Genomic DNA, 23,752 nt, shown 5'->3' with positions numbered 1-23,752 from the left:
GATTCTTTGTAATGCCGCCCTCTGGGAGGTAATTTACCGCTCAGAGGAGGGCTTTACGACGATCGCGATTTTGTCCGCACTGCTTGGCGAATGCGATCGCCCAGAGTTTCTATGTAGTCTGGCCAACCAACGGCGATCGCTTGTTTGTGGGCCAGTGTTAAGGGGTCTACAGCGTCGGCTGTCCATGAAAGGGGTTCCCCATCTAAGTCGCAACAGACTAATCCTGCGGCTTTTGCTAAGGCTAAGGGGCCGACGGTATCCCAGAGTTTAACTCTACCGTTGAAGTAGAGATATAAACCTGCTCTACCTTGTATGACTTCAATCACTTTGAGACCGAAGCTACCGAGGGAGTAGAATTGAACTCCGGGAATGAGTTGGGCGATCGCACTACCAAAGTTTTTTTGGTCTCTGTCCCCCAAAATAATTTTACAATTCTCGCGGGTAGGCGCGGGAGGTTTGGCAACTACTAAGGGCTGCGGGTTGTTGTCTCCCTCTGTTTGAAACAGTCCCCAATCTTTGCCACCCCAATACATCAAGTCAAAAGCGGGGGCGTAAATCCAGCCGGCTACTGGTTCGTTATCTGATAGTAAACCGATCATTACTGAGTAATAAAGTTTTTTTTGAATAAACTCCTCTGTGCCATCCAGAGGATCTATACACCAGATCCGGCGGTAATTGGCGTGAAAAGCTCCTCTAGAAAGAGGATTTTCCTCGGTGATCGTGCCATCTTCAGGAAAAAGCTGGTGAAATTCGGCGGAGAGTTGTCGGTCTAAGAACTGGTCTATATTTGTTACATAGTCGTTTGGCCCTTTTTGGGAAACCTCAAACGGCAAGCGAGCCAATTTTTGAGCCTGTTGACCGCAGTCGCGCATGAGAATGCGAATTTTTTGGTCTTGGTCAGTGGAAAGATACGACATATAGCTAAAAATAAAGGCGTAATTAATTGAGAGGTGAACATATTGTAGTGTGGGCAAGGCGCAACGATTAACTTATACCAGTTTTCACTTGAGGAGGTACTGTTCTTAATTAGCAATTACCCTGTTCTCAGGCAACCGAAAACTGCTATAGGTCACTATGTCATGATTATCAGTCAAGGAAAAGGAGGACGCTTTGAAGTATCACTTAGCATTAAGTCGCCCGATTGACCTTGAGAGTATCGCTAAAGATGCTGAAGTTGGCATTTGTCCGCGTCATGTGATGTGGGGACTCAGCCAGCGGTTAGGGGCGACTATCCATCAACCAGAGGGGTATTCCCCATTATTTCTCGATCGGATACGCTCTAAAGTTTCTAGTCGGCCGGAACATTGGGCCTTAGCCCGCAAGCTGTCTGAGCAACTCGATCGCAATGATACGATCTTGTGTACGGGTGAGGATATTGGTATTCCCGTAGCCACGCTTTGCGGGGCTAAGTCTAATCGACCCAAAATTGCTGTATTTTTTCATAATATAGATCGGCCGCGCGGCCGTTTGGCTCTGAAATTGTTTGGTTTGGGAAACCGGATTGACTTGTTTATTGCTTGTGCTAGTCCTCAAGCTAATTTCCTGTGCCGCTACTTGAATTTGCCTGAATCCCGATGCTGGCTGCTTCTAGATCAGACAGATACAAACTTTTTCACGCCGGGCCCCCCAAGACCTGATAAGGGGCGTAGAACGATCGCCAGCGTCGGGTTAGAAAAGCGGGATTACAGGCTGCTTGCTGAAGCTACTTCTAATTTAGATGTGGATGTGAAAATTAGCGGTTTCTCTAAGGATGCGATCGCATTAAAGCAAGCTTTTCCTGAAATTCTGCCGGAGAATATGTCCCGTAAATTCTACCCTTGGCCTGAGTTGGTGCAACTCTACCGCGATGCGGATATAGTTGCAGTTACTCTGACAGATAATAAGTATGCTGCGGGTATCCAAGTTTTTCTAGAAGCGATGGCAACTCGGCGACCGGTGGTAGTGACGAAAACTCAAGGTTTGGCTGATTACCTTGCGCCTCCTGGTATCGCTACAGTAGTTAATCCAGGGGATGCTGAAGGTTTGCGGAATGCAATTATAAAGTTACTAAACAATCCCCAAGAGGCGGAAAAACAAGCAAAATGCGGTTATGAATTGGTACTCAAAGAGCATAATAGCGAGCAGTATATTGAGGCGCTAGCGGCGCGGCTAGCTGCACTCTAATACTTTAGGACTTACGCAGGTCGTAGCAGAAACCGGGTTTTTGAGAGAATCTGTGGGTAATAACTAGGGACTAGGGGCTAGGGGCTAGGGGCTAGGGAAGAAGGGAATAAAATCAGCGGGTTCCAGCAATCGATAGTGTCTGGTATTGCCTTAGCGGTTGCTATATTTTCGTCAAAAAACCCGGTTTCTTAGTTAGTTAGGGTGGCGTTACGAATAACTTTAATTTTTTAAGTAGAATTTGCGTATTTTTAGGCCGCTTTTCAGGTTTAATATTCATCATTTCATCTATAAAATCTGCTAAGTAATTTTCAATTTTAACAGTGCTATTCCTCCAAATAATTTGCTCTGGGTCGTTATCTGATATCAAATTTATAGGCGCTTTACCTGTCAGTAAATAAACAAAGGTACGCCCTAAAGCAAAAAAATCAGATTGTTGTATAGCTTTGCCTGCAAGTTGTTCGGGTGGGGCGTATCCCAAGGAACCAAGTGGTAAACTTTCACCTGCTTCTGTTTTGACGCTCCCAAAGTCAATTAATGCCAATTTCCCATCAGGCTTAAGTATAATATTAGATGGCTTAATGTCGCGATGAATAATATTTTTACTGTGAATTAAGCCTAATATATTGATTAGCTGTTTTAGCCAATCAATAGCTATTGATTGAGAGATTTCATGTTGCTCTAAATATTTATCTAAGTTTTCACCAGGAATTTTTTCCATTACTAAACATTGTAAATACTGAGAGCAACCATTAGGTGAAATCCTAAAATAACCGTCAGGTTCTACTTTAGGAATTCCTATATGCCTCAGCCAGATTAAAACCCGTGCTTCTTGTTTAAATAACCGAACTAAATCCGAATTATTTGTATATTTTAGGACTTTTAGGACTTTGTGAGTTCCCCATTCTTGTTCGTCAGTTCCCCAATCTTCTACCTCAAATATTTCTGTAGGATGTCCTAAGTCTAACGATCGCAATGGTTTGATAATGCGGTAGCGATCGTTAATTAGCAAAGCTGTACCGCAAGCTGGGCAGTATTTAACTGCATCGGAGTTTTGGCGATTGTGACACTTAGGGTTAATACAGTAGTTCACCAAAAAAGTCCTATTTGCAATCGGCGAGATTTGATATTAATCGGCTTTAAGCAACATCATTTAAAGCAACTAAATTCATCATAGTGGTTCCCACTTACAGATAGACTCTGGCGAAAGAGGACAAGTTTTGGTATCGATCGAATTTCCGCCGAGGTAGAGTAGCATCAGTTTAGTCAAAGATTTCAATGTTTTGATATCGCTGATTTGATTGTTGTAGAGGTAAAGTATAGTTAGTTTAGTCAAAGATTGCAATGGTTCGATATCACTGATTTTATTGTTGCTGAGGTCGAGTATATTCAGTTTAGTCAAAAATTCTAAGGGTTTAATATCGCTAATTTTATTGTTGCTGAGGTCGAGTATAGTCAGATTAGTCAAGGATTGTAAGAGTGTGATGTCGCTGATTTTATTGCTGTAGAGGGAGAGAGATGTCAAGTTAGTTAAAGATTGCAATGGTTTGATGTCGCCGATTTGATTGTTATGGAGTTGGAGTAAATTCAGTTTAGTCAAAGATTGTAAGGGTTTGATGTCGCTGATTTTATTGTTATGGAGTTCGAGTAAATCCAGGTTAGTCAAAGATTCTAACGGTTTGATGTCGCTGATTTTATTGCTGTAGAGGGAGAGAGATGTCAAGTTAGTTAAAGATTCTAGCGGTTTGATGTCGCTGATTTTATTGCTATGGAGGATGAGTACATTCAGTTTAGTCAAAGATTGTAAGGGTTTAATATCGCTGATTTGATTATCGTTGAGGTCGAGCCAAGTTAGGTTAGTCAAAGATTGCAATGGTTTAAGATCGCTGATTTGATTGTTATAGAGGTATAGTGCCGTGAGACTAGAAAGTGTCTGATTAGCCGCCTCACACTCAGTAGTCTCAGCTTTCTCCAACAGCACTTCAACAGTATGTTTAGCTTCAGGACTTAAAGAAGTCCGATCGCGACACCAATCAGCAAATGTTCTGTTTCCAAATTGCGTCTCTGCTGCTAATACTCCCAGTCCATTTGCACATAACGCTAGGGCAATCGCACTACAACTAACTACTATCAACTTTGGTAAATTTATAGATTTATCTGCAACTCTCAGTCTCATAAATCTTGTCCCTAGAAGCTTTGTTCATCGTCATCTCCTGTGGGTGGTTAAATCAGACTGAAATTCCCCCCAACGTTGCTGCACCTGTTTATAACATTCAGCAGGGGAAATCGCCAAGTTTTGCAACAAGTTGATATCGATCGCACCGTTACCAATAACCAAAATTACCATCGCCTGAGTGGGGTCATAGGTCGCGATCGCCCCTAGTAATCCACTAACAGCCTCTTCCTCCAGTTCCAGACCTTGCAGATACCGCCCTACCTGCCCTTGAGGAATAAATGTCCGATTGAAGTTAACAATATCAATAGTCCAATCAATGAACGGAGGAACTACATCCACAACATCGCAAACTACCAGCCCACGTCCTTCATTTACATAACCAATCCAGGCCGTGTATCCCAGAATCAAAATATTATGGTGAATGAAGCGGTTCTGCCAATAGCCAAAATATCCTTGCCAAAGGTCATTTTGCATTCGCATTGGCTTCCTCCCGCAGAATTTTTGCTGCTTCCACCTCTATAGATCGCGTTACTACATTAGCCCGGATCGCGCGAAACATCCCAAAGCGACAAAGACCCGCACCAAATGACAACCGCATCAACAGAATCGTAGGCACTTCTCGCACAGACTTAATAAAGCCAGAAACTCCATATTTCATCCACCCTTGCGGACGAATAATTCCCTGCCAAATCGTATCTAGCCAAGAAGGTAGAGTTTGTTCCGTCCAATCTGCGGTTTTCACCTCTCCCTCAACAAATCCCGTCGCCTCTAAAAGTTCAGAAAAGCCTTCAATACTGGAAAAAGCAGGATGCGACCATTGATCGAGTAACTGCTGCATCACAGGTTTCTCCCAAAAATTCAGCGGTTGCTGGCGATCGTCCCGCTGATTCCAATCAGCCAGAACCATTATCCCACCGGGCTTGAGTACGCGCATCAACTCTCTGGCGAAAATAGCTTTATCGGGCATATGCGGGCCTGCTTCGATCGACCAAACTACATCAAAACTCCCATCTGGGAATGACAATCCCATCGCATCATCTACCTGAAACTGGACATTCAGACCTGCTGGCGTGAGTTCCTGAGCACGTTTGACTTGTTGAGGACTGATGGTAATCCCGGTGACTGCAAACCCGTAATCCTGGGCCAGAATGCGGCTGCTACCGCCAATTCCGCAACCGACATCTAAAACGGTAGTGCCGGGAGATAATCGATCTAAACCGCCCCAACGCACCATTTCATGGATGAAGTCAGATTTAGCCGCTAAAAAATCCTTTTGTTGTGGTGGCGAACCATAATAACCTAAGTGAATATGTTCGCCCCAATAAAACTCTAAAATGCCGTCTTCCGTCCACTCGTCATAGGAATTGGCAACAGAATCAGATGATTGATAACGACGAGCGGTGAGTAGATAGAGTGCAATTCCTACTATTAGGAGTGTCAGCAGAATTCCCAGTGTAGCAAACAATAAATTCATCCCGATTTAACCTCAACATTTTTGACAATAACTTTTTCCATTTTGTCTAGGAAACTTGGTTATGTACCTAGAGCCATTGATTGGGACGCTTGACGAAATGATGCGATCGATACCAGGCGATTAGAGTCAGCATCCCAGAGAATAAACTTGGAACATTCCAGCATATCGCCGATCCGCAGCTTTTTTACTTTCGATAGCAAGTGAATATTTTCATTATGACAAGCTTCGAGATTATAATTAGGGATTCTTTCAGAAAGATGATGAATGTTGTGGTAGCCAATATCTGCGGTAAACCACTTGAGAATTGTCGGTAACTCTAGGTAAGTGCTGCCCTCGATTGCTCCCCTAATGTAGCTCCAGTCTGCTGTTTTGTGGGCGTAGCAGCCATCAAAATTGTGCTGTACAAAAAAGACCCAGATGAAGATTGCAGCAGAAAAAGTCAAGATAATTGAGTACATGGTTAAGAAGAATCCCGGCCCCAAGAGATAGCTAAAGATAATTAAGCCACCAATAACGCAAATGTTGTTAAACAGCAGATCCCAAAATTCTGCCACCGTGTACCAATGTTTGGACTTATGAGCAGAGATAATTTCTGATAAACTCATGCCGGGAGATGTTTTCAATCGAGTAAATAGATCGCGAATAAAATCATAAGTTCCTGCGATCAGGGCAATTCTTGGCTTGATCGCGAGATAGAAAAAACCGCCGGGAAAAGCCATTAATGGATGTCGTAGTAATTCATAAAGCCTTTGGTCAAATGAATTGAGTTTTGAAAATTCCTCGGTAGAAAGAAAGTCGGCAATACCGCGATATCGCTCCCAATCACCATTGGTTTTGTGATGGTAGGCATGATCTCTTGACCAGGGGTATTGAGGGATGGCGTTGATGACACCCAGGATAAAACCTACGACTCGATTAACTCTTTTTGAACTAAAGAGCGAATAGTGTCCGCAATCGTGCATTAAAGAAAAACAACGCACGGATAAAAGTACAATTAGAAGCACTATCGGCGGTAGCAACCAAAAGGAAATCGCAACTGCTTTTACTGCTAAAAACCATAAAAGAAGATAAGGGACAAGCGTGTTGAGGATTTGATAAGTCGCCCATAAGTCGTTACTCCTCATATAGGGAGTCAGAACAAAGTCAGATTTTTTAATTGTGGTTTCCATTCAATAAAGCTCTTTTGTGAACAACTTTGAGGCCATCTGTTAACAGTTAACAGTTAACTATTAACTATTAGCTGTTAACTGATTAAATAAGATGGCGTGCAGATTAAATAGAGCAATCGTCATCGATTACCCCCATATCACGGCAATTAGGCTCAGAAAATACTACTGAATTGTGAATCGTAAAAATTGGTTAACCAACTATATCGACAGGACTGAAATAACCGCTTGGCTGCGGCTCAGTTTCACACCTGCTAGCATTGCAAAGCTAACTAGGGGCACATGGGGAGAGATGAGGCTACTAACAGCAACTAGGCAATACCGCCACAACCTGCTTGCTATTGTGACTTGAGACGATATTCTCGACTTGGAATCGCAAAAAGCTTTTAGACATAATCTGTACCTCGCAGATATTTGGGCAACATCGAAAACTATCGGCGGGCATCCTGACTCAGAGAATAAGAAACTCTCATTACAGTTGCGGGACAGCGCCAGATTTACACTGGACTTTCCCCCTTACGTCTGATGGCTGCTCCCCATCAGAACCGACAATTATATTAAATAGTAGCATAACTTTGATTGAGAGTCAAGGTTATTGTCAAAATAATCAAGAATAATCGATTTTCAGAGAGAAGAAATTGATTTCGTTGCTTGCAATAAAACTGAAGGTAGATGAAACGATCGCACAGGCGAGTTAACAATAGAAAAAGCCGATCGCGCGGCGGTGGAAGCACTATCAAAAAGGGTTTCTAATTCAGAAACCGCTGCCATTGGTGTTTGTTGTCGCGCTGTCCAGTCGGCAAAATCAATTAGCAAATTCCACTGAGAAATTATTGTGAAAGGAATGCCAATACTTTCTCCCGCCGCTTGCCATTCAGACAGCATCCAATAGCGATTGTGAGAAGGATCTCGTAGTAATTCTACTTGGTTAATGAACTCTGCTAGGGGTTTTTCTTCGGGAGAAATCGCATCTACTACTAGCAATTGACCTCCGGGTTTGAGAACGCGGAGGATTTCAGCTAAAATGGGTGGTAAACTGGGGAAGTGATGAGCTGCGTAGCGACAGGTGACGAGATCGAAGTGGCGATCGCTAAAAGGCAATTCGGCCGCGCTAGCTTCTTGAAACTGAATATTTGTAATCTTTCGCGCTGCTGCTTGTTGTTTCGCCTCTGCCAACATTCCCGGACTTAAGTCGATCGCGATCGCCTCCCGAATCTTTGGCGAAAAGGCAAAAGCTGTATGACCCGCTGCACAAGCAACATCTAATAAGATCGTATCTGCTGTTGGCGATGCCGTTTTCACCATCAGCGCTAAATCGTGTCCCTTAGCAAAGATTGGCGACGTGCCATAAGCGGCAGCGGCGCGGTCAAATTGCTGTTTCACATTGCCTTCTAGTTCCATAAATTAATCCTCACCTTCCCAATAATCTACTTCAGTTTACCTGTAAATATATGAAATCTGTCCCCACAACCGCTCTATTCTATTAAAGAATCCGTTGATTTTGACTCGCTGCTTCTCTCTGCATCAGCAAAGCGAACCGGCCAAATGCGATCGCAGAAAAATAGCGTTCCTGCTACTAAGCATAAGGGAATTGCCAGCAAATTCAACAGCGGAATGCTTACCAAACCAAAGCAAACTAAACCAAAAGTTGCACTTCCAGGCAAACTAGCGCGAACTACTGCTAACTTATCTTGAAAATTAAGCCGTCGCCTGTCTAAAGGTGCGCTCAGGAAATCCAAACAAACTAGGGTTGCTCCCAAGGCAATACCTCCGACAGTTGCAGCAATAGATCCTATTCCTGGCACAAAATTTAATAGTAATAATGGCAAGGCCACGCTAATCAGAAGTTGCAATTTTCTTAATTCAAACCCGACTGCTCTTTTGATTTCGCCAAAAATACCGAGCAAACTTGTATCTGCTGGAGGTAAATTACCAATTCTCAAAAGTTCTAACTGCTCCGACAATTGGCCGTACCAAGGCGCACCTAAAATCACCCCAAATTGCACCAATAAAAAGCCAATTACTAGCAATAATCCCGCAACGAGAAGGACTCGTAATAGCCAACCTAATACAGAAGTTAAAACGCTTAAATAGCTCAACCAAGCAGGTAAACCCGCAATCAGAGCATTAAATTTGACTGATAAATCAGCAACCAGAGCATCTATTCCTTGCAAACTAGGAAACAGTAAGCCCAGATAAAGAGCAGTGCCAATTATTAAATTTACCAATACGGGAACTAGAACGTAACCCCAGAGTCTAGGAGTCTGCAAAAGGAATCCCAATGCTCGAAAAGGATAAGATGCACCCGCTAGGATACCGATAGGTGTCCGAATCAGCGCGTTAGTAGAATTTGAACCTTGCTGGTGTGCCATTTTTGTCTCAGATTATATTTTCCCAGTTTACTGTTAGTCTATGTATTGCTACTACTATAGCTTAATTAATTTCGGTAAATTTATGACTTTTTTGGTGTAAATTGGAGTAGTGAGGTCGTTTGCGCTAAAATTTGCACATACTTGAAACTCTAGTTGCGTAATTAGGCTGATGGCTTAAAAAAGAGCAACTTCTCACCAACAATTCCTCTAAATCTTCAATTCGCCTCAGCCAGATAGTACCATTACTTCCTGCTACAGCAAGTTTTTTACCATCAGGGCTCCAGCTTACATTAACAACATTCTCGTTAAAATCAAATTGAGCAACTTGTCGCCCCGCTAAATTCCACAGCCGCACCGTCTTATCAATTCCGACAGTCGCAAAACGCTCTCCATCGGGGCTAAAGCTAACTAACTTAGTATCTAAATGCAAAGTCTCTATCTCCTTCAATAAATCCTTTTTTGACATATCCCAAAGTCCCACTTTACCATTTAAAGTTACTGTAGCAAATAGTCTTTGCTGCTGAGAAGAACTAAAGCTAATACTAATAGCTTGGGTGGGCAAAGTTTCTTCTGACTTTCCTGAGATATTCCAAAGCCGGACTGTAGAATTGCCATCTAAAGTCGCTAAAAATTTTCCGTTTGGGCTAAAGGTTACGCTTCTCACTAAACCATTATTCCCTGGGAGTGTAACACCAGAGGCGATAGAGTTTGGCAGTTTAGAAAGATTCCACAACCTTGCAGCATCGTCTATACCAGCAACAGCTAAAAGCTTCCCATCAGGGCTAAAACTAATACTGGTAATTGCTCCCTTAACAGCTTTCCATTCATAAATTTTTTGACCTGATAAACTCCATAATTTGATAGTACCATCTCTTCCACCTGTGGCTAAATATTTTCCGTCAGGGCTAAAAATCAGGCTATTAATTGACTCTTGTAAAGCTTTCCATTCATAAGTCTTTTTGCCTGATAGATTCCACAGCTTAACTGAATTATCTACTCCAACAGTCGCTAAAAATAGTCCATCTTGGCTAAAACTCACACTGGTGACAGCACCAATGTGACCTTGCCAAGCTATCTCTCTTCCTTGAAGAAAAGACCCTTTAAACTGCTCTTGTGCGTCGAGTTTATCGAGAATTATCTGTAAAGCTAATAGAGGTCTTGTTGCTGGATATCGCTGCAAAACTGGCTTATTCTTCACCAATGCTCTCAACTTCTGACCCGCTGCGATTGCCCTCGGTAAAGCCTCTAATAAAGCTTGGCTATTTTCTGAATTTTGAGAAATCGCTAAAAGTAAAGCATCTGTCCCATTTTGTTCTATTTCAATACTTGTTTGAGCTAGTTGAAACCGCTGATAAGCTAGAGTTGAAAAACTGATTGCGCCTACCAAAGATGCCGCCAATATACCAGAACCTATCCCAATCCATTGTTTAGCTTTTTGCTTTGAAGTTGCTGCTTCTGTCTTGGCTTTTGCAGCATTAATTCTGGCTTTTTCAGTCTCAATTTTAGCCGATTCTAGAGTTTGTTTTCGCTCGTCTAAAACTACTTGTTGGCTAGCTGTCAAAAATTGGAAATCGTGATTTCTCAAACTTTTACCAGCAGCCCAGACTAATGCTAACTGCAAATCTTCACCTTGTAATAACTGAGAATAATCCTGACAATTAGAATTTAGCCACGCTTTGATTGCTTGAGAGTAAGGTGGTAGCTTTCCTAACTCATAATCCACATAATTTATATCAAAAATATGCTGATAAATTAGGTTTGATACTTTTAATTTATCTCCCCGTTTAACGACTAATCCTGATAGCCGCAGCTCCATCTGTTCGGGAGTGCCATCGGCGATAATTTCGCCATATTGTAAAATTTGCTGATATAACCCTAAGCGTCTAACAATATGTTTATCTTCTGTGAGAATACGATCTCTAATTGTCGAAAGATGCTCTGGTACATCCTGAGCTTCCCAATTTTCAATTACTCTCTGATGCACCACTTTTCTTACTATAAATTCGGGGGAAATTTGCTCAGATTTTTCGGTTAAATCTGTATTCTCAAGGATAAGTTTACAAACCTTTTGAGTCAAAAAAGGTTGTCCTCCAGTCCAGTATAAAACTTCCCTCATAATCGCCTGATAATTTTCTGCAACTGCTGCCAAACCAGCCGTTAAAGGTTTTGCTTCCTCTTCGTCAAAACCTGATAATTCAATTGCCTTACCAATATTAAAAGGTGTACTACTAGAACCTGGATCTCTGCATAAATCTTTTGGCGATGCTACACCCAAGAGTACCCAAGTCAGGCGATTATACTCAGGATTATTAGGACGTTTATTATAACCAGAGCGAATGAGAGCAAAAAAATCATTGGCGGGGAAATTGAGAGCGAGAATGCTATCAATTTCATCGATAAAAATTACAATATTGCTGCTAATATTAGCCAGCATTACAGTTTCTATAAACTCGCTCAAACGCTGCACAGGTGCTAAAAAATCGCGCTCTCGCCACCAAGTTCGGACATTGACAACATCTGAGAGATTAAAATTATTTTCTATGGTGCGAATTAGACCAGCATACCACTGTTCAGGAGTCACGCCCCGGTTTCCAATTTCTGACATATCAATAGCTGCACAGGCGATTTCCTCAGCTTTTAGTCTTTGTATTGTTCGTACCTGTAAACTCGATTTACCCATCTGTCGGGAATTCAAAACATAACAAAATTCTCCAGCTTTTAATGCGCTGTAGAGGTCGTCATCTGCTTGCCGCTTCACATAATTGCAAGCGTCACCTGTTAGACTCCCGCCGACTTGATAGTAGGATGGTTTTGTTGCTAAATTCATTAAAATAAATGTAAACTAAGTTAAGTCTATCTCATTACTGGGATTTAAGGAGCCTATGAGCCAGATGCCGAAAAACATAGCTCAGTTGTATAATACGGACTTTGTGGCATGGACAGAAAAAACGGTGCATTTGCTTCGTACTGAGCAATTTAAACAGGTAGAATGGGAAGCTGTTATTGAGGAAATTGAAAGCTTGGGTAAATCGGAGCGGCGGGAGTTGAAAAGTCGATTAGAAGTGTTGTTACAGCATTTACTAAAGTGGCAATTTCAGTCTAGTTTGCGAAGTAGCTCTTGGCGAAATACGATTGATGAACAACGCAACCGAATTGAAGATTTACTGCTAGATAGTCCTAGTCTTAATCCCGCTCTAGAAGAAGTTTTAGGCGAGTGCTACCGCCGGGGTAAAAAGGCTGCTACCAATGAAACTGAATTACCTCTAGTTACTTTTCCTACAGAGTGTCCCTACACTATTGACGAAATTCTAGATGCTGATTTTTTCCCAGATGCTATTAATCTATAGTCCCATTATCGCGCAAATTTTGACTCAAGTGCAAGCTGAAATATTGGCGGTACAATTCACATCTCGGACTGCACTCATTACCTTGTAATTTTACTAACCCTAAACTTTCTAATTTAAATGCCTGCATCGTTTTTAACTGTACCGAAGAACTCGCCATAACTACTTCTCTCATTCCCGCCGTCAATTCTGGATACTGTTCCAAATTCCACAACTGCCTGCGTAGATGATCGCTATAAACTCCACCTTCTCCAAAAGCAGTTTGCTTGAGCTGTTCAAGGGTCAAGTCCTGCCGTGAAATGTGATATAATGCTACTCGCACTAGATAAGGATTTCCCCCCACAATTGCCATTAATTCTAATACTTCTTGCTCTGACCACTTCAAATCATGCCGCTGCGCTAAATCTGCGATTTGTTGAGCGTTAAACTCTGGTAATTCCACTGGCAACCCCACATTGAAAGGGGATTGATTGATATTCATGGGAATGTAAACTTCTGTGGAGTGAACTACAATTAATCTTAGTTTTTTCCAAATCTCTCGACGTTTTGATTCTTCATGCCAAGCTCGTAGCAATCCCAAGAAATCTTCAGCAATATCCGTATATTGAAAAATACGGTCGATTTCATCTAAACCTAAAACTACCGGACTATCGATTTGCGGCAATATATACTTTTCAAAGTAATCTTTGCAATTAACTTTACTGCCAAAAATATCATCCCAATAATCATCTAATTGATTCGGCAAGTTCAATTCTCGCCCGATATAAGCGCAAAACCACTTTAAAAATTTATCTAAATTTGCAAACACGCCTTTATCTACTAGCTGAAAACTCAGCGGAACGGTGCAATAACCTTGACGTGAAGCGCTATCTAAAATCCGAGAAAGTAAAGAAGTTTTACCCATTTGTCTCGGAGCTTTAATCCGAATTAATGCACTTGATTGCAAAATTGTCTCATAGCAACGTTCTTCAATTGGTGGCCGTTCCACATAAAATCTAGAATTTACATCGACTTGTCCCCCCGGCAATTCTGGTTCTGCCGTAGGTAAAGGAATGTCATTACTAACTGTAAAGTCCGTATTTACCTGGTTGCTGTCAGGTTTAGCAGAATTGTGGTCGCTTGGGTCAAGGGTGAGCCCAAAAGTCGCGAATAACTGGCGAATTTTGCTGAGGTCGGCTCCATCTCGGCCCTGCCGAATTTTGCTAACAGTATCAGCGCCGACACCCGACTCCGCCTCTACCTCAGCCAGCGTGCCTTTGAGGTTGTTCTGGTCAGACCACTCCTGAATCGCCTCATTAATTTTTTTCAACCCAGAGGCGGTAAGAATTCGACCGCGATCGCGTTTTGACTTGAGCACTTCTCTTTTACCGAAAACCGAGTTTAACGCCTTAACTTGGTATTTTAGACGATTTTAAGGGAGATAGGAAACTCGCCCTAATTTAAGGAAGTTAATTTTTAGCCACATTTTTGACACTAACCGACTCAAACCCTCTCCAGTCAGTAGTTGTAAGGTTTTCAATGATTTCCCCTAAAAATATTTTTTAACTCCCTAATCTCCTGCGCGGAACCCCTCTCCAATTTTTTAAAGTAGTGACATCAAGCAAACAGGGAATACAAAATGAATATTTTACGCAGACTGGCAATGGCTGCTTTCGGTACCGCCGCTATCTTCACAATCAATACTTTAAATCAAGCTGCCGCAGCTTATAAATTTGACCAAACAGAAATTGACCAAAACAGCGTTGTTGCCGTTGCAGTTCCGCGCGGTTTAGGCGGCCACCAACTGTTAGTTTTAGAACAAATATCTAAGTCGCGTTCTTGCTGGAGCGAAAGCGGTTCTAACCCCGTTACCATCGATCCGTTGCTGTTAAATTTTGACTTCACTGGTCTTTGCGGCCGCGCCACAGATAGCAATGGTTATTCTATCCGCATGGCTGGTACTGATTTGGCATTAAAATATAGTTTAAGTTTGCAGAATAATGGCAGCGATGTTCTGCTTGTCGGCAGTCCTAACGACCCAAATTATCAGCCTGTTGTGATTGGTAGAACGCGCGGTGTAACTGGCGGTTTCATGAAGGTTTTTCTCGATCCAGAATGGCGTTTTGCTAAACGAGCTTATGACGGTAAAACCCTCGGACACTTTTATTTAGCCAGCAATCAAACTGCTCCGGGAACTGTAAATAATGGGACTGATACACCGCCTATTACTACTGCTTTTAAAGATATCAGTAGCGATATCTATTCTAAAGAAATTCAACAGGCTGTAGAGTTGGGATTCGTTGCTGGATTCAGCGATAATACCTTCCGCCCTCAAGAAGCTTTAACTAGGGAGCAATTGGTATCTTTAGTATTGGAATCTTTGAAGCGAGTCAAGGGTGCTAATTTAAGTATTCCCACTCAAGTATCATCTCGTCCTTATGCTGATGTTGAAGCTTCCCGCTGGAGTGCTGCTAAAATCAAATTTGCACAGGATAATAAGATTGTCAGCGGCTATGAAGATGGGACGTTTAAACCGCAGCAACTTGTCACCCGCGCTGAAATGATGGCAGTGCTAAGAAAAGCAGCAGAATTTGGTTTGACTTTGCAAGGTCAATCTCCCAATTTATCCCCCACACAACCAGTTAAAACTTTCTCAGATACCCCCAATCACTGGGCCGCTTCCACAATTAATCAAATGTCTGGTTATTGTTCTATAGCTTCTCCTTTGAATGAAAGTGGCAATCAGTTTTTCCCAGATGCCGGAGCGAAGCGTAATTATGCAGCCGCAGCTACTTTACGAATGCTCAATTGTGTTTCTAAGTAGTAGTTAATTGCTTTCGGTGAATAGCGCGATCGGACTTGTCATTTTTGATTTCACTATTCACCTAAATCGGCCCAAGAGTTAACAGATAGAACAGTTCTTTAACAACCCAGGTAACAATCATGGAAACTATTCTTTGTTCACCTCTAGCTACCCCTAATCAATCTGAATCAGTTAAGGATAAGGATAATTGCGATTTAGATAGCTGCATTGCATTAGCTTGGTTGGAGTTAGTAGCATTAAATGCAGATGCTTTGACGGGAGATGATTGGCTGGCTTTGTGCGATGATATTGATACTGGCGAAATCTATCGAGACTGGTTTTTGTGGCAAGATATGGAAGTTAGCGGCGAATGGGAAGCTTTCGATCATTTAAGCGATCGCAGATTTGCATTCCCAGAAAAAGCTTCTCTCAAAGCTTTGATTGACAGGATAGAGGATGCGAGAAATTCCGCGATCGCACAGCTTGAATTTTGCTAGGATACCCTCTATAAGTCCCCCGAAATTCGGGGGATGACGACAGCCGAAAGCTAAAAAAAGTATTTTTGAATACAATTTGCGGGAAGTCCAGCTCTAAAATATGTAGTTCGAGGATGCGATCGCAAATTTTTCTCACTCACTCCATTTTGCCGACAGACGTGCTATAATTCAAAAAAGCGAGGGCACGTAGCTCAGTGGATAGAGCATCAGATTCCGGTTCTGAGGGTCGGGGGTTCAAATCCCTCCGTGCTCGCTTAGTTAGCAAGGCAGGCAAGCCACCCCGCATTTCCCCATTTCCCGCTTGCCTGCCATTTTTCTTGTCACATAGAAGAAGGGGCTAGGGGCTAGGGGCTAGGGGCTAGGGAAGAGAGGGAGGGGGAGCGGGGGAGCGAGGGAGCGAGGGAGCAGGGGAGATGGGGAAGGTAAGTAAGAGGGATTAGCCATTAGCCATTACCAATTACCCATTACCAATTACCCATTACCAATTACCCATTACCAATTACCCATTACCCTTATATTTCTTCACCATCCCCCCCTTGACCTTGAACACCTTTAATAATCCGAGATAACTCACTCTTTTCATTAAAACTAATCCGAGTTGGAGAACCGCTAATAATCCGTTCGTAACTGCGGAAAGAGTCTCTAATTTCCGGCCCTTTCTCCGTAATTGTATACTCCCGAATACCCTTATCGTGCCAAGAACCACGCATTTTGAAAACATTAATAGCGCGGGACATTTCTCCTCGGATTTCCACATACTGAAGCATGATAATCGTATCAGTAATCGTAGAAATATGAGAATCCGTAATTGAATTAGAGCCCATGAACTGATCGCTTGTATTCGTGAAAAAGCCAGTTATTTCCTCCTGCTTAGCAAAACCAGTCACGCCGATCACAAATTGCCGGAAAGAATTATTACTAACTCCCCGCGCTAAAGCTGATAGGGAATCAATAGCAATTCGAGACGGCTTAAATTCAGCAATTTCTGATTTAATATTTTGCAAATGGTCTTCTAAACCTGCCGATTCCGGGTAGGTGCAAAGGATTCTCAGCAGACCTTTTTGTTCCATTTCCTCAAAATCAATTCCCCAAGAATAAGCATTGCGAAATAGCTGAGCGCGAGACTCTTCATAAGCAAATAGCATAGCGCGATCGCCATTTGCACAAGCATTTTGCAAAAACTTACTCACCAGCAAAGTTTTACCCGTACCAGTAGCGCCAGTAGCTAAAATAATCGAATCTTTGAAGAAACCACCACCGCACATTTCATCGAGAGTTTTATCCCCAGAAGAAACCCGGACATTAGAAGAACGTTGAGTTAAGCGCATTGCACCAAGGGGGAAAATATTAATGCCGTTATTCGTAATCGTAAAAGGATACTCCCCTTTCATGTGAGTTGTCCCCCGCAACTTCAAAATTTCCATCGTGCGACGACGGCGTTCCCCTTCCAAAACGTTGCGGACAATCACTACATTATCTGAAACAAATTCCTCTACTCCAAACCGCGCCACAGGGCCATACTCTTCTACCCGTTCAGTGGTCATAATCGTAGTAGCACCAACTTGTTTTAGTCGCGCTACTAGACGAAAAATCTCCCGCCGCACTACGGAGGCCGCATCATATTGCTGGAAAACTGCCGTTACTGAATCAATAGAAACTCGCCGAGCTTTATATTTCCGAATCGCGTATTGAATGCGCTCGATTAAGGCGGATAAATCAAAATTTCCGACAATATCTTGACCTTCTGGATCGGGAGAAGCATCTAAAATAAACAGTTTGCCTTCGTCAATTAAGCGTTGCAAATCCCAACCGAAACTGTAGGCATTTTTAATGATATCTGTGGGAGATTCTTCAAAGGTAACAAATACCCCCGCTTCTTCAAAGTTCATGATGCCGTTGTAGAGAAATTGCACGGCAAATAATGTCTTTCCAGTTCCCGATGTGCCGCTGACTAAGGTGGTTCTGCCAATAGGCATTCCTCCGTGACTTATATCATCGAAACCCTCAATCATCGTGCGAATTTTTTGAACTCCTGGGGTTACTAATACTTCGTGATGCAAAATTTGAGTATTATTATCCATATTTTGTTTTTGTTTTTTGTTGTTAATTGTTGTTTTTAATTAGAAAGCTATTAGGATCAACAATGTCAATTATCACTATTGTATATTTAGTGTTGTTCTATATTTTGTTTTATAGAAAGTCACTCAAGCTAACAGTTTTAATTGTATTAATTGTTGTAGCTATTTGTTGACGATCGCTTAGATTCTATCGTGTAAGTTCATGTCTTCTTCGCGCAATTCTTCATAGAGTAAATCTAGTCCAATCAAAACTTTTTCTCTGTCTGATAAATCACCAATAATTTTTCTGACTGGAGGTGGCAATATTTTAGCCAAAGTCGGCGTTGCCAAAATTTTGTCCTCTTCTGCTAGTTGAGGGTTTTTGAGGACATCTATCACTTTGAGGGCGTAGACTCCCAGAAATTCTTGCTCTAGAATGTCCTTGAGTGTTTTCAAAGCCCTTACAGAGTTGGGAGTATTCCCAGCAACATAGAGTTTGAGAACATAGGTTTTCTTCAGAGGGGTCATAAATTTTGCTCAGACTATCAGTTGATAATTGGTGATTGGTGATTGATAATTGGTAATTGGTGATTGGTAATTGGTGATTGGTAATTGGTGATTGACAACAATTAACAGTTAACAGTTAACAGTTAACAGTTAACAGTTAACAAAAATCAAGAATCTCTGGGAATTGAACGTCTGTACATCTCGCACAAGTGTGCAATCGCATCGATTAGTGTCAATCGGTAGTCTAGTAATACTTCCTCACTACGACCTTCTAATTTTAGCTGGTTGGCAAATTCATCCATTAATTCCATGTGAATTTCTACAATTTGAGTAACAGAAATGTCGGCAAAAAAAGCTACATTTACAAACTCATCTATTTTATTATTCAGCGTGGAGTCTGGGGAAAAATAATTCAAAACTATCTCACGATAATTTGACTGAAGTTGCTCCAAGAGCTTTTGCCTCTCTGCTGAAGGCAGATTTCGGAAGAAAAACTGGGAATTTCTCTTATAGTACACACCTAAGTATCCTAATCGCTCCCGTAATTTTTCAGCAAGCCTCCGCTGCTGGCGATGGAGCAAACTTTGAGAAGTCAATTCCGCAGTCGGATCGGTAGTTGAGGCATGGCCTCTAGCTCGAACCGGGACAGAGAGATTGAGAAATCGGGTCATCGCCTGGTCAATGAAGGAACTGAGATCGCTTAACTTGGCGATCGGCAACTTCACTTCAGCAGCGTGGTAAAAAAAATGGAGGTTTTCCTCGTGGCTATCCTCCGAGGTCATCGCCTGATTCTCTGGCAGAAGTTTAGCGTCTTCTGAATTTGCCTCCGCTTCCAAGATTACGACTGGTAAGAATATGGAATGTTCTTGTAGTTGGCTAACTAGCAAGTGTAACTCTGGGTAAACCTCGAATACAAGGCAATCGAGGTGGCTGTTGCGCTGGATGAAGTCCAAAAATCCCTCTGGGGAATTACTACGCATCAAAATGTAGCGATTTCTGTCCAAAAGCTTGAGGACAGATGTCGCGAGTTCTTCAGACCGCAGAAAAATACAGATAGAAAGCTCGGAACGCAAAGCTGTATTTGGCTCAATCCCGAAGTTGCCAGACAGTGCTGAATCGGTCAGTTTTGGTAACTCCTTTGCAAACACATAATATTACATAAAACATTTAAACACTAATTGTAACCAATCTTAACTCCAAAATTGATTCGATCCCTGTTAGAGAGCGATAATTAAAACTGTACCCTTGGGAGCAGCCTTTAACAATCCTCAGCAAGATTTCAGGCAAAGAGCTGGAGTCTTAAAATTATTCCTAGCTAGATTAGATAGCCCAGGTCTATGATTATCCCAAGCATCTTGCTGGACTCGCTAGGTCGCTCTGCGGACTGAGATAGGGATAAGGCAGATTTCGAGGTCGGCCCCTATTATTTAGCATCAATTGTTGCGCTACTTCTGATTTCCAGCCCTGACCACCAAGTTTCTCATGTCAATACCCAACCCGACTCTCCAAAATTTTATCGAACCCGTGCCGCTGTGCTTCCCAACTGCGAGACTGTCCGCAGTGCGGTCAATTTTCAGGCAAGCCAAGTGCGATCGCGTGGCAGTAGTCAACGATTTGCAGCAGCCTTTGGGGTTAGTCTATCTCCGTAGTTTAATGTTTGTCTCCCCAGTTTCGGATCGCAGAGGTGGCTACCATGCTAAATCACTGTCGGAACTGAACTTTATAGTCGAACCTATGCTAGCTGTATCGGCTCTTATGAGTTTGAGCGATTTCTGGCTGTGGCTGCGACAGCAACACTCTCAAGCGCAGCTCAAAAACCAGGAAAAAAACGGCGAGTTTAATTATTTGGCAGAGAGTCGAGAAAATTGGGGACTAGAAAGCGCAGGTAGGGATATGTCTGGCGAGGCGATCGCAGATTTCTCCACCACTGCTGACTTACTGCCGGCTCCCAACCTGGCTCCCATAGCCTTGATCGAGCCTGATAGCGGTAAGTTTTTAGGATTGCTCGACAGCCTACAGTTGCTAAAATTTATGGCATTCGAGAACAGCAACAAAGGCGGGAGCCGAGAAAGGGTGGAGTCGGCAAAAACTATTAAAATTGAAGAGCAAACAGGACTTAGATATCGCTCAGCGCCAAGAACCCCGAACATTGCTCCCCTTGTTGAACGGCCGAATGTCGCGGTTCCAGGGAATGTAGCTCTCACCCTCAATTCCTTTGGACAACTGCTCGAACAACTGCCTTTACCTTTAAGATTGCTCAGCAACGACGGGCAAATTATTACTCAAAATGCAGCTTGGAAATCCCTGTTGGGAGCGGGCCCAGAACCTGCTTTGCAGGCAGCAGAAACAGGGAGTAATTCTGCTAAACCCTTCTCCCATTCCTCAGCCTCCGTTAGCAGGAATGCAGGAAATTCCGTCCCCGAAGATGGCAGGAACTGGGGAGGAACAGCCTTAGCCCAAGAAGATAGTAGCTGCTCGGGGCCAGCGTGCGCCATAGCCCAACCCTTGGCTTTCTCAACCTCAACCGCTCCTAGTTGGTGCGCGATCGCTGCAAAACCCGATAACTACACTTGCACATCTCCCGCCCACCAAGGCAAAGATCGCACCTGGCAATTTGTCAAACAGCCACTCTCAGAAACACTAACTCTTGTCTTAGCGCAGGATGTAACCGAAGAACAGCTAGTAGCCAAAGAACTCGCAGCTAAAAATGCCGATTTAATTCAGCTCAACCGACTTAAAGACGAGTTTTTAGCCTGCATCAGCCACGAACTGAAAACACCGCTGACAGCAGTATTGGGGCTATCTAGCCTCTTAAAAGACAGAGCGATCGGAGAACTCAACGATCGCCAAGCTCGCTACGCCAAGCTGATCCACCAGAGTGGTCGTCACCTGATGACAGTAGTCAACGACATTTTAGATTTGACCCGGATGGAAACCGGTCAAATGGAACTAATTGTCGAACCCGTGCAAATTGCCGCAGTTTGCGATCGCGCCTTTGAAGGAGCCAAGCTACTTCAGCAACAAGAAGACAAACCAACCGCAGCCAGAGATGACCCCACCAATCGCGACAGCACATCGGGCAAATCAGACTCCCCAATAGACTTTACTCTGGAAATCGAATCAGGATTAGCCCATATTGTTGCTGATGAACTGCGACTGCGCCAAATGCTCGTCAACCTCTTGTCCAATGCCCTCAAATTTACAGCCCCAGGCGCAGCAATTGGGTTGAAAGTTAACCATTGGGAAGGCTGGATAGCTTTTACAGTTTGGGATACAGGCATCGGCATCCCCGCTGACAAGCAACACCTAATCTTTCAAAAATTCCAACAGCTTGAAAGCCCCCTGACTCGCCGCTTTCAGGGTACAGGGCTAGGATTGGTCTTGACTCAACGCCTAGCTCGCCTCCACGGAGGAGACGTTTCGTTTATTTCCTCCGAAGGGCAAGGTAGCCAGTTTACTCTGCTTCTACCCCCTTGTCCTCCAGGTAAAACAGATGGGAAGCGAGGGAGCCGGGGAGCCGGGGAGCCGGGGAGCAGGGGAGCAGGGGAGATCGAAGATGAAAATCTGCGCTTAGTCTCCTCATTCCCCCGCCCCCGCGTCCCTCCACTTAAGAGATCCCCTGTCGGCTTGGTGTTGATTGTTGAAGCCGTCCCCCGGTTTATTGAAGATTTGAGCAACCTCCTGACAAATCTAGGCTATCGGGTGATCGTCGCCCGTTCCGGTACTGAAGCTCTAGAAAAAGCCCGTAGATTTAGCCCAGAAGTAATTTTTATCAACCCCCTACTACCATTGCTATCCGGTTGGGACGTGCTGACATTACTCAAAACTGATGCCGATACTTGCTCTATACCCGCGATCGTGACCGCTACACGGGGCGAAAAAGAACGGGCCAAACTCAACCGAGCCGATGGCTTTTTAAGCTTGCCAGTTAAAGAAGCTACACTACTTGAGCAACTCAGGGACTTGACACGGGCAGAGCAACCAACTGCGGATGCGTTCAAGAGTTCCCTTACTGTTTTATTATTGAGTCCTCTCAACAGTTCCTTTCACGCTGCCTCGTTCCTAGTTCACCCTTCTTACTGCCGGATTTTAGAAGCAGATGACCTCGATCAAGCCGAACTCCTTGCCCGGATTTGGCATCCTAACGTGATGGTATTGGAGGGTACGACACAGTTACAAAACCCTTCCGCTTTTGTCGAAGAACTAAGTCGGCGCAGCAGTTTGGTCAGCATTCCGCTTGTAACTTTAGATTCTGTGACTACCTCTGTTGCCAATCAAGTCAAGGGATTATCAGTATTTCCATGTTTAGCAGCAGGCGATCGCACTGCTGTCGGGACTGCCGACACATCCCAGCAGATGCCCTCTGCCTTATGGCAAGTAATTCAAGTGGCGGCGGGTATCACTTGCAAACCCTCGATTTTACTCGTTGATGTCTCCTCCCTCTCAGATTTATTACAGTCTGCTGAGCGAGAAGGGGAGCGGGGAAATGGGGAAGAGGGGCCAGAGGGGAAAGAAGGGGAAATTTCAGACTTTTTTAACTCTAAGCTCAAAACCCCAAAGCGTGGCGAGGAAAGAAGCCATCTCTCTAAACTCGAAACTCCAAACTGCGTTAGCGAAGCCTACCCGCAGGGTTTAGCGTTGCGAGGCGCGAAGCGTGGCGAGGAACGAAGCAAACTCAAGCCATCTCTGCCAACTCCCAACTCTCCCTCTTCCCAAGTTACTCATCCCCCGTTAACATTCCCCATTCCTAATTCGCAATTACCAGTTCCCAATTCCCAAGCTTTGATTCAGTACCTCCAAACGGCAGGATTTCGAGGTGCGATCGCAGGCTCTTGGGCTGAAGTTTTGCAACAGTTGCAATATCAAAGTGTTGACTTGCTGTTAATTTGCTTGCGGGAGGACTCATCGTCATCTCTAGTGCAGGCACTATCTAACTTAAGACAAATGCCTGCCAAACCTCCTATCCTCGTACTGGATTATCGCTGCCAGACAAACAGAGAATCGCCAGCGATCGACTCTATTCTGGGGGAAATAGCTGCTCAACTTTTGTCCTCTTCCCTGTCGGTAGCAGAGTTACTACAACAAATCGAACAATCTCTCAATGGTAGTTACAAACACAAGAGTTAAGCGATCGCTATGAGGGGAAGCCAGAGTAAACGCAGGGCGGTTTCATTCTCTTGTAGGGGCAATCCCCCTGTGGTTGCCCCTTTTGGGTTT

Annotated in this window: 18 protein-coding genes, 1 tRNA gene and 1 riboswitch; of the genes, 6 read left to right on the top strand and 13 right to left on the bottom strand. The window is 43.5% G+C overall.

Going from position 1 to position 23,752, the window contains the following annotated elements; genetic code table 11:
• Window positions 1–53: 53 nt before the first annotated feature.
• A complete protein-coding gene (locus OSCI_RS16325) occupies window positions 54–917 on the bottom strand; it encodes a 3'(2'),5'-bisphosphate nucleotidase CysQ family protein (RefSeq protein ID WP_007356135.1) in 864 nt (287 codons plus the stop codon).
• A 193-nt stretch (window positions 918–1,110) separates the two neighbouring features.
• Between OSCI_RS16325 and OSCI_RS16320 the strand changes: the two genes are divergently transcribed.
• On the top strand, window positions 1,111–2,163 hold the full coding sequence (locus tag OSCI_RS16320) for a glycosyltransferase family 4 protein (RefSeq protein ID WP_007356134.1): 1,053 nt from the start codon (window positions 1,111–1,113) through the stop codon (window positions 2,161–2,163).
• Between the two features lie 196 nt (window positions 2,164–2,359).
• Here the strand turns inward: OSCI_RS16320 and OSCI_RS16315 are convergent, their stop codons facing one another.
• The 8 genes from OSCI_RS16315 to OSCI_RS16280 all read right to left on the bottom strand — a co-directional run bounded on the left by OSCI_RS16315 (window position 2,360) and on the right by OSCI_RS16280 (window position 12,175).
• On the bottom strand, window positions 2,360–3,253 hold the full coding sequence (locus tag OSCI_RS16315; RefSeq protein ID WP_007356133.1) for a serine/threonine-protein kinase: 894 nt from the start codon (window positions 3,251–3,253) through the stop codon (window positions 2,360–2,362).
• Window positions 3,254–3,331: 78 nt separating this feature from the next.
• Complete coding sequence (locus OSCI_RS16310; protein ID WP_007356132.1) at window positions 3,332–4,336, bottom strand: leucine-rich repeat domain-containing protein; 1,005 nt, start codon at window positions 4,334–4,336, stop codon at window positions 3,332–3,334.
• A 30-nt stretch (window positions 4,337–4,366) separates the two neighbouring features.
• Window positions 4,367–4,816, bottom strand: a complete 450-nt coding sequence (locus tag OSCI_RS16305) for a hypothetical protein (RefSeq protein ID WP_007356131.1) — start codon at window positions 4,814–4,816, stop codon at window positions 4,367–4,369.
• On the bottom strand, window positions 4,800–5,810 hold the full coding sequence (locus OSCI_RS16300; RefSeq protein ID WP_007356130.1) for a methyltransferase domain-containing protein: 1,011 nt from the start codon (window positions 5,808–5,810) through the stop codon (window positions 4,800–4,802). Before OSCI_RS16300 ends, OSCI_RS16305 begins: the two co-directional genes overlap by 17 nt.
• 59 nt (window positions 5,811–5,869) lie before the next feature.
• Window positions 5,870–6,979, bottom strand: coding sequence for a fatty acid desaturase (locus OSCI_RS16295; RefSeq protein ID WP_007356129.1), 1,110 nt, complete (start codon window positions 6,977–6,979; stop codon window positions 5,870–5,872).
• A 415-nt stretch (window positions 6,980–7,394) separates the two neighbouring features.
• Window positions 7,395–7,541: riboswitch (cobalamin riboswitch) on the bottom strand.
• Window positions 7,542–7,600: 59 nt separating this feature from the next.
• Entirely contained in the window at window positions 7,601–8,377 is a 777-nt protein-coding gene (locus tag OSCI_RS16290) for a class I SAM-dependent methyltransferase (RefSeq protein ID WP_007356127.1), read from the bottom strand.
• 74 nt (window positions 8,378–8,451) lie between these two features.
• Window positions 8,452–9,348 carry an EI24 domain-containing protein gene (locus OSCI_RS16285; protein ID WP_007356126.1) on the bottom strand — a complete coding sequence of 299 codons (897 nt, stop codon included), beginning with the start codon at window positions 9,346–9,348 and terminating at the stop codon, window positions 8,452–8,454.
• A 124-nt stretch (window positions 9,349–9,472) separates the two neighbouring features.
• Complete coding sequence (locus OSCI_RS16280; protein ID WP_007356125.1) at window positions 9,473–12,175, bottom strand: AAA-like domain-containing protein; 2,703 nt, start codon at window positions 12,173–12,175, stop codon at window positions 9,473–9,475.
• Window positions 12,176–12,239: 64 nt separating this feature from the next.
• Between OSCI_RS16280 and OSCI_RS16275 the strand changes: the two genes are divergently transcribed.
• Entirely contained in the window at window positions 12,240–12,695 is a 456-nt protein-coding gene (locus OSCI_RS16275; RefSeq protein ID WP_019487269.1) for a DUF29 domain-containing protein, read from the top strand.
• On the opposite strand, the gene OSCI_RS16270 is transcribed toward OSCI_RS16275, so the two are convergent.
• Window positions 12,685–14,049: an AAA-like domain-containing protein gene (locus tag OSCI_RS16270; RefSeq protein ID WP_007356123.1), complete on the bottom strand. Its 1,365-nt coding sequence runs from the start codon at window positions 14,047–14,049 to the stop codon at window positions 12,685–12,687. The genes OSCI_RS16275 and OSCI_RS16270 overlap by 11 nt on opposite strands.
• A 261-nt stretch (window positions 14,050–14,310) precedes the next feature.
• Here OSCI_RS16270 and OSCI_RS16265 point away from each other — a divergent pair, with 261 nt between their 5' ends.
• The 3 genes from OSCI_RS16265 (at window position 14,311) to OSCI_RS16255 (ending at window position 16,224) form a co-directional block, all read left to right on the top strand.
• Entirely contained in the window at window positions 14,311–15,495 is a 1,185-nt protein-coding gene (locus OSCI_RS16265; RefSeq protein ID WP_007356122.1) for a DUF3747 domain-containing protein, read from the top strand.
• A gap of 119 nt (window positions 15,496–15,614) precedes the next feature.
• On the top strand, window positions 15,615–15,971 hold the full coding sequence (locus tag OSCI_RS16260) for a hypothetical protein (RefSeq protein WP_007356121.1): 357 nt from the start codon (window positions 15,615–15,617) through the stop codon (window positions 15,969–15,971).
• Window positions 15,972–16,151: 180 nt separating this feature from the next.
• Window positions 16,152–16,224, top strand: a tRNA-Arg gene (locus tag OSCI_RS16255).
• 259 nt (window positions 16,225–16,483) lie between these two features.
• On the opposite strand, the gene kaiC is transcribed toward OSCI_RS16255, so the two are convergent.
• The 3 genes from kaiC to OSCI_RS16240 form a co-directional block, all read right to left on the bottom strand.
• Window positions 16,484–18,052 carry a circadian clock protein KaiC gene (gene kaiC / locus OSCI_RS16250; protein ID WP_007356119.1) on the bottom strand — a complete coding sequence of 523 codons (1,569 nt, stop codon included), beginning with the start codon at window positions 18,050–18,052 and terminating at the stop codon, window positions 16,484–16,486.
• A gap of 177 nt (window positions 18,053–18,229) precedes the next feature.
• Window positions 18,230–18,556, bottom strand: coding sequence for a circadian clock protein KaiB (kaiB, locus tag OSCI_RS16245; protein ID WP_007356118.1), 327 nt, complete (start codon window positions 18,554–18,556; stop codon window positions 18,230–18,232).
• A 146-nt stretch (window positions 18,557–18,702) separates the two neighbouring features.
• Window positions 18,703–19,683: a circadian clock protein KaiA gene (locus tag OSCI_RS16240; protein ID WP_007356117.1), complete on the bottom strand. Its 981-nt coding sequence runs from the start codon at window positions 19,681–19,683 to the stop codon at window positions 18,703–18,705.
• Between the two features lie 334 nt (window positions 19,684–20,017).
• Between OSCI_RS16240 and OSCI_RS16235 the strand changes: the two genes are divergently transcribed.
• Window positions 20,018–23,662, top strand: coding sequence for a hybrid sensor histidine kinase/response regulator (locus OSCI_RS16235; protein WP_007356116.1), 3,645 nt, complete (start codon window positions 20,018–20,020; stop codon window positions 23,660–23,662).
• Window positions 23,663–23,752: the final 90 nt, after the last annotated feature.

The sequence above is a fragment of the Kamptonema sp. PCC 6506 genome (assembly GCF_000180455.1).
Classification (GTDB): Bacteria; Cyanobacteriota; Cyanobacteriia; order Cyanobacteriales; family Microcoleaceae; genus Kamptonema; species Kamptonema formosum.
Note: the sequence above shows the minus strand (reverse complement) of the source record. Positions and strands in the feature narration are given on the sequence as shown.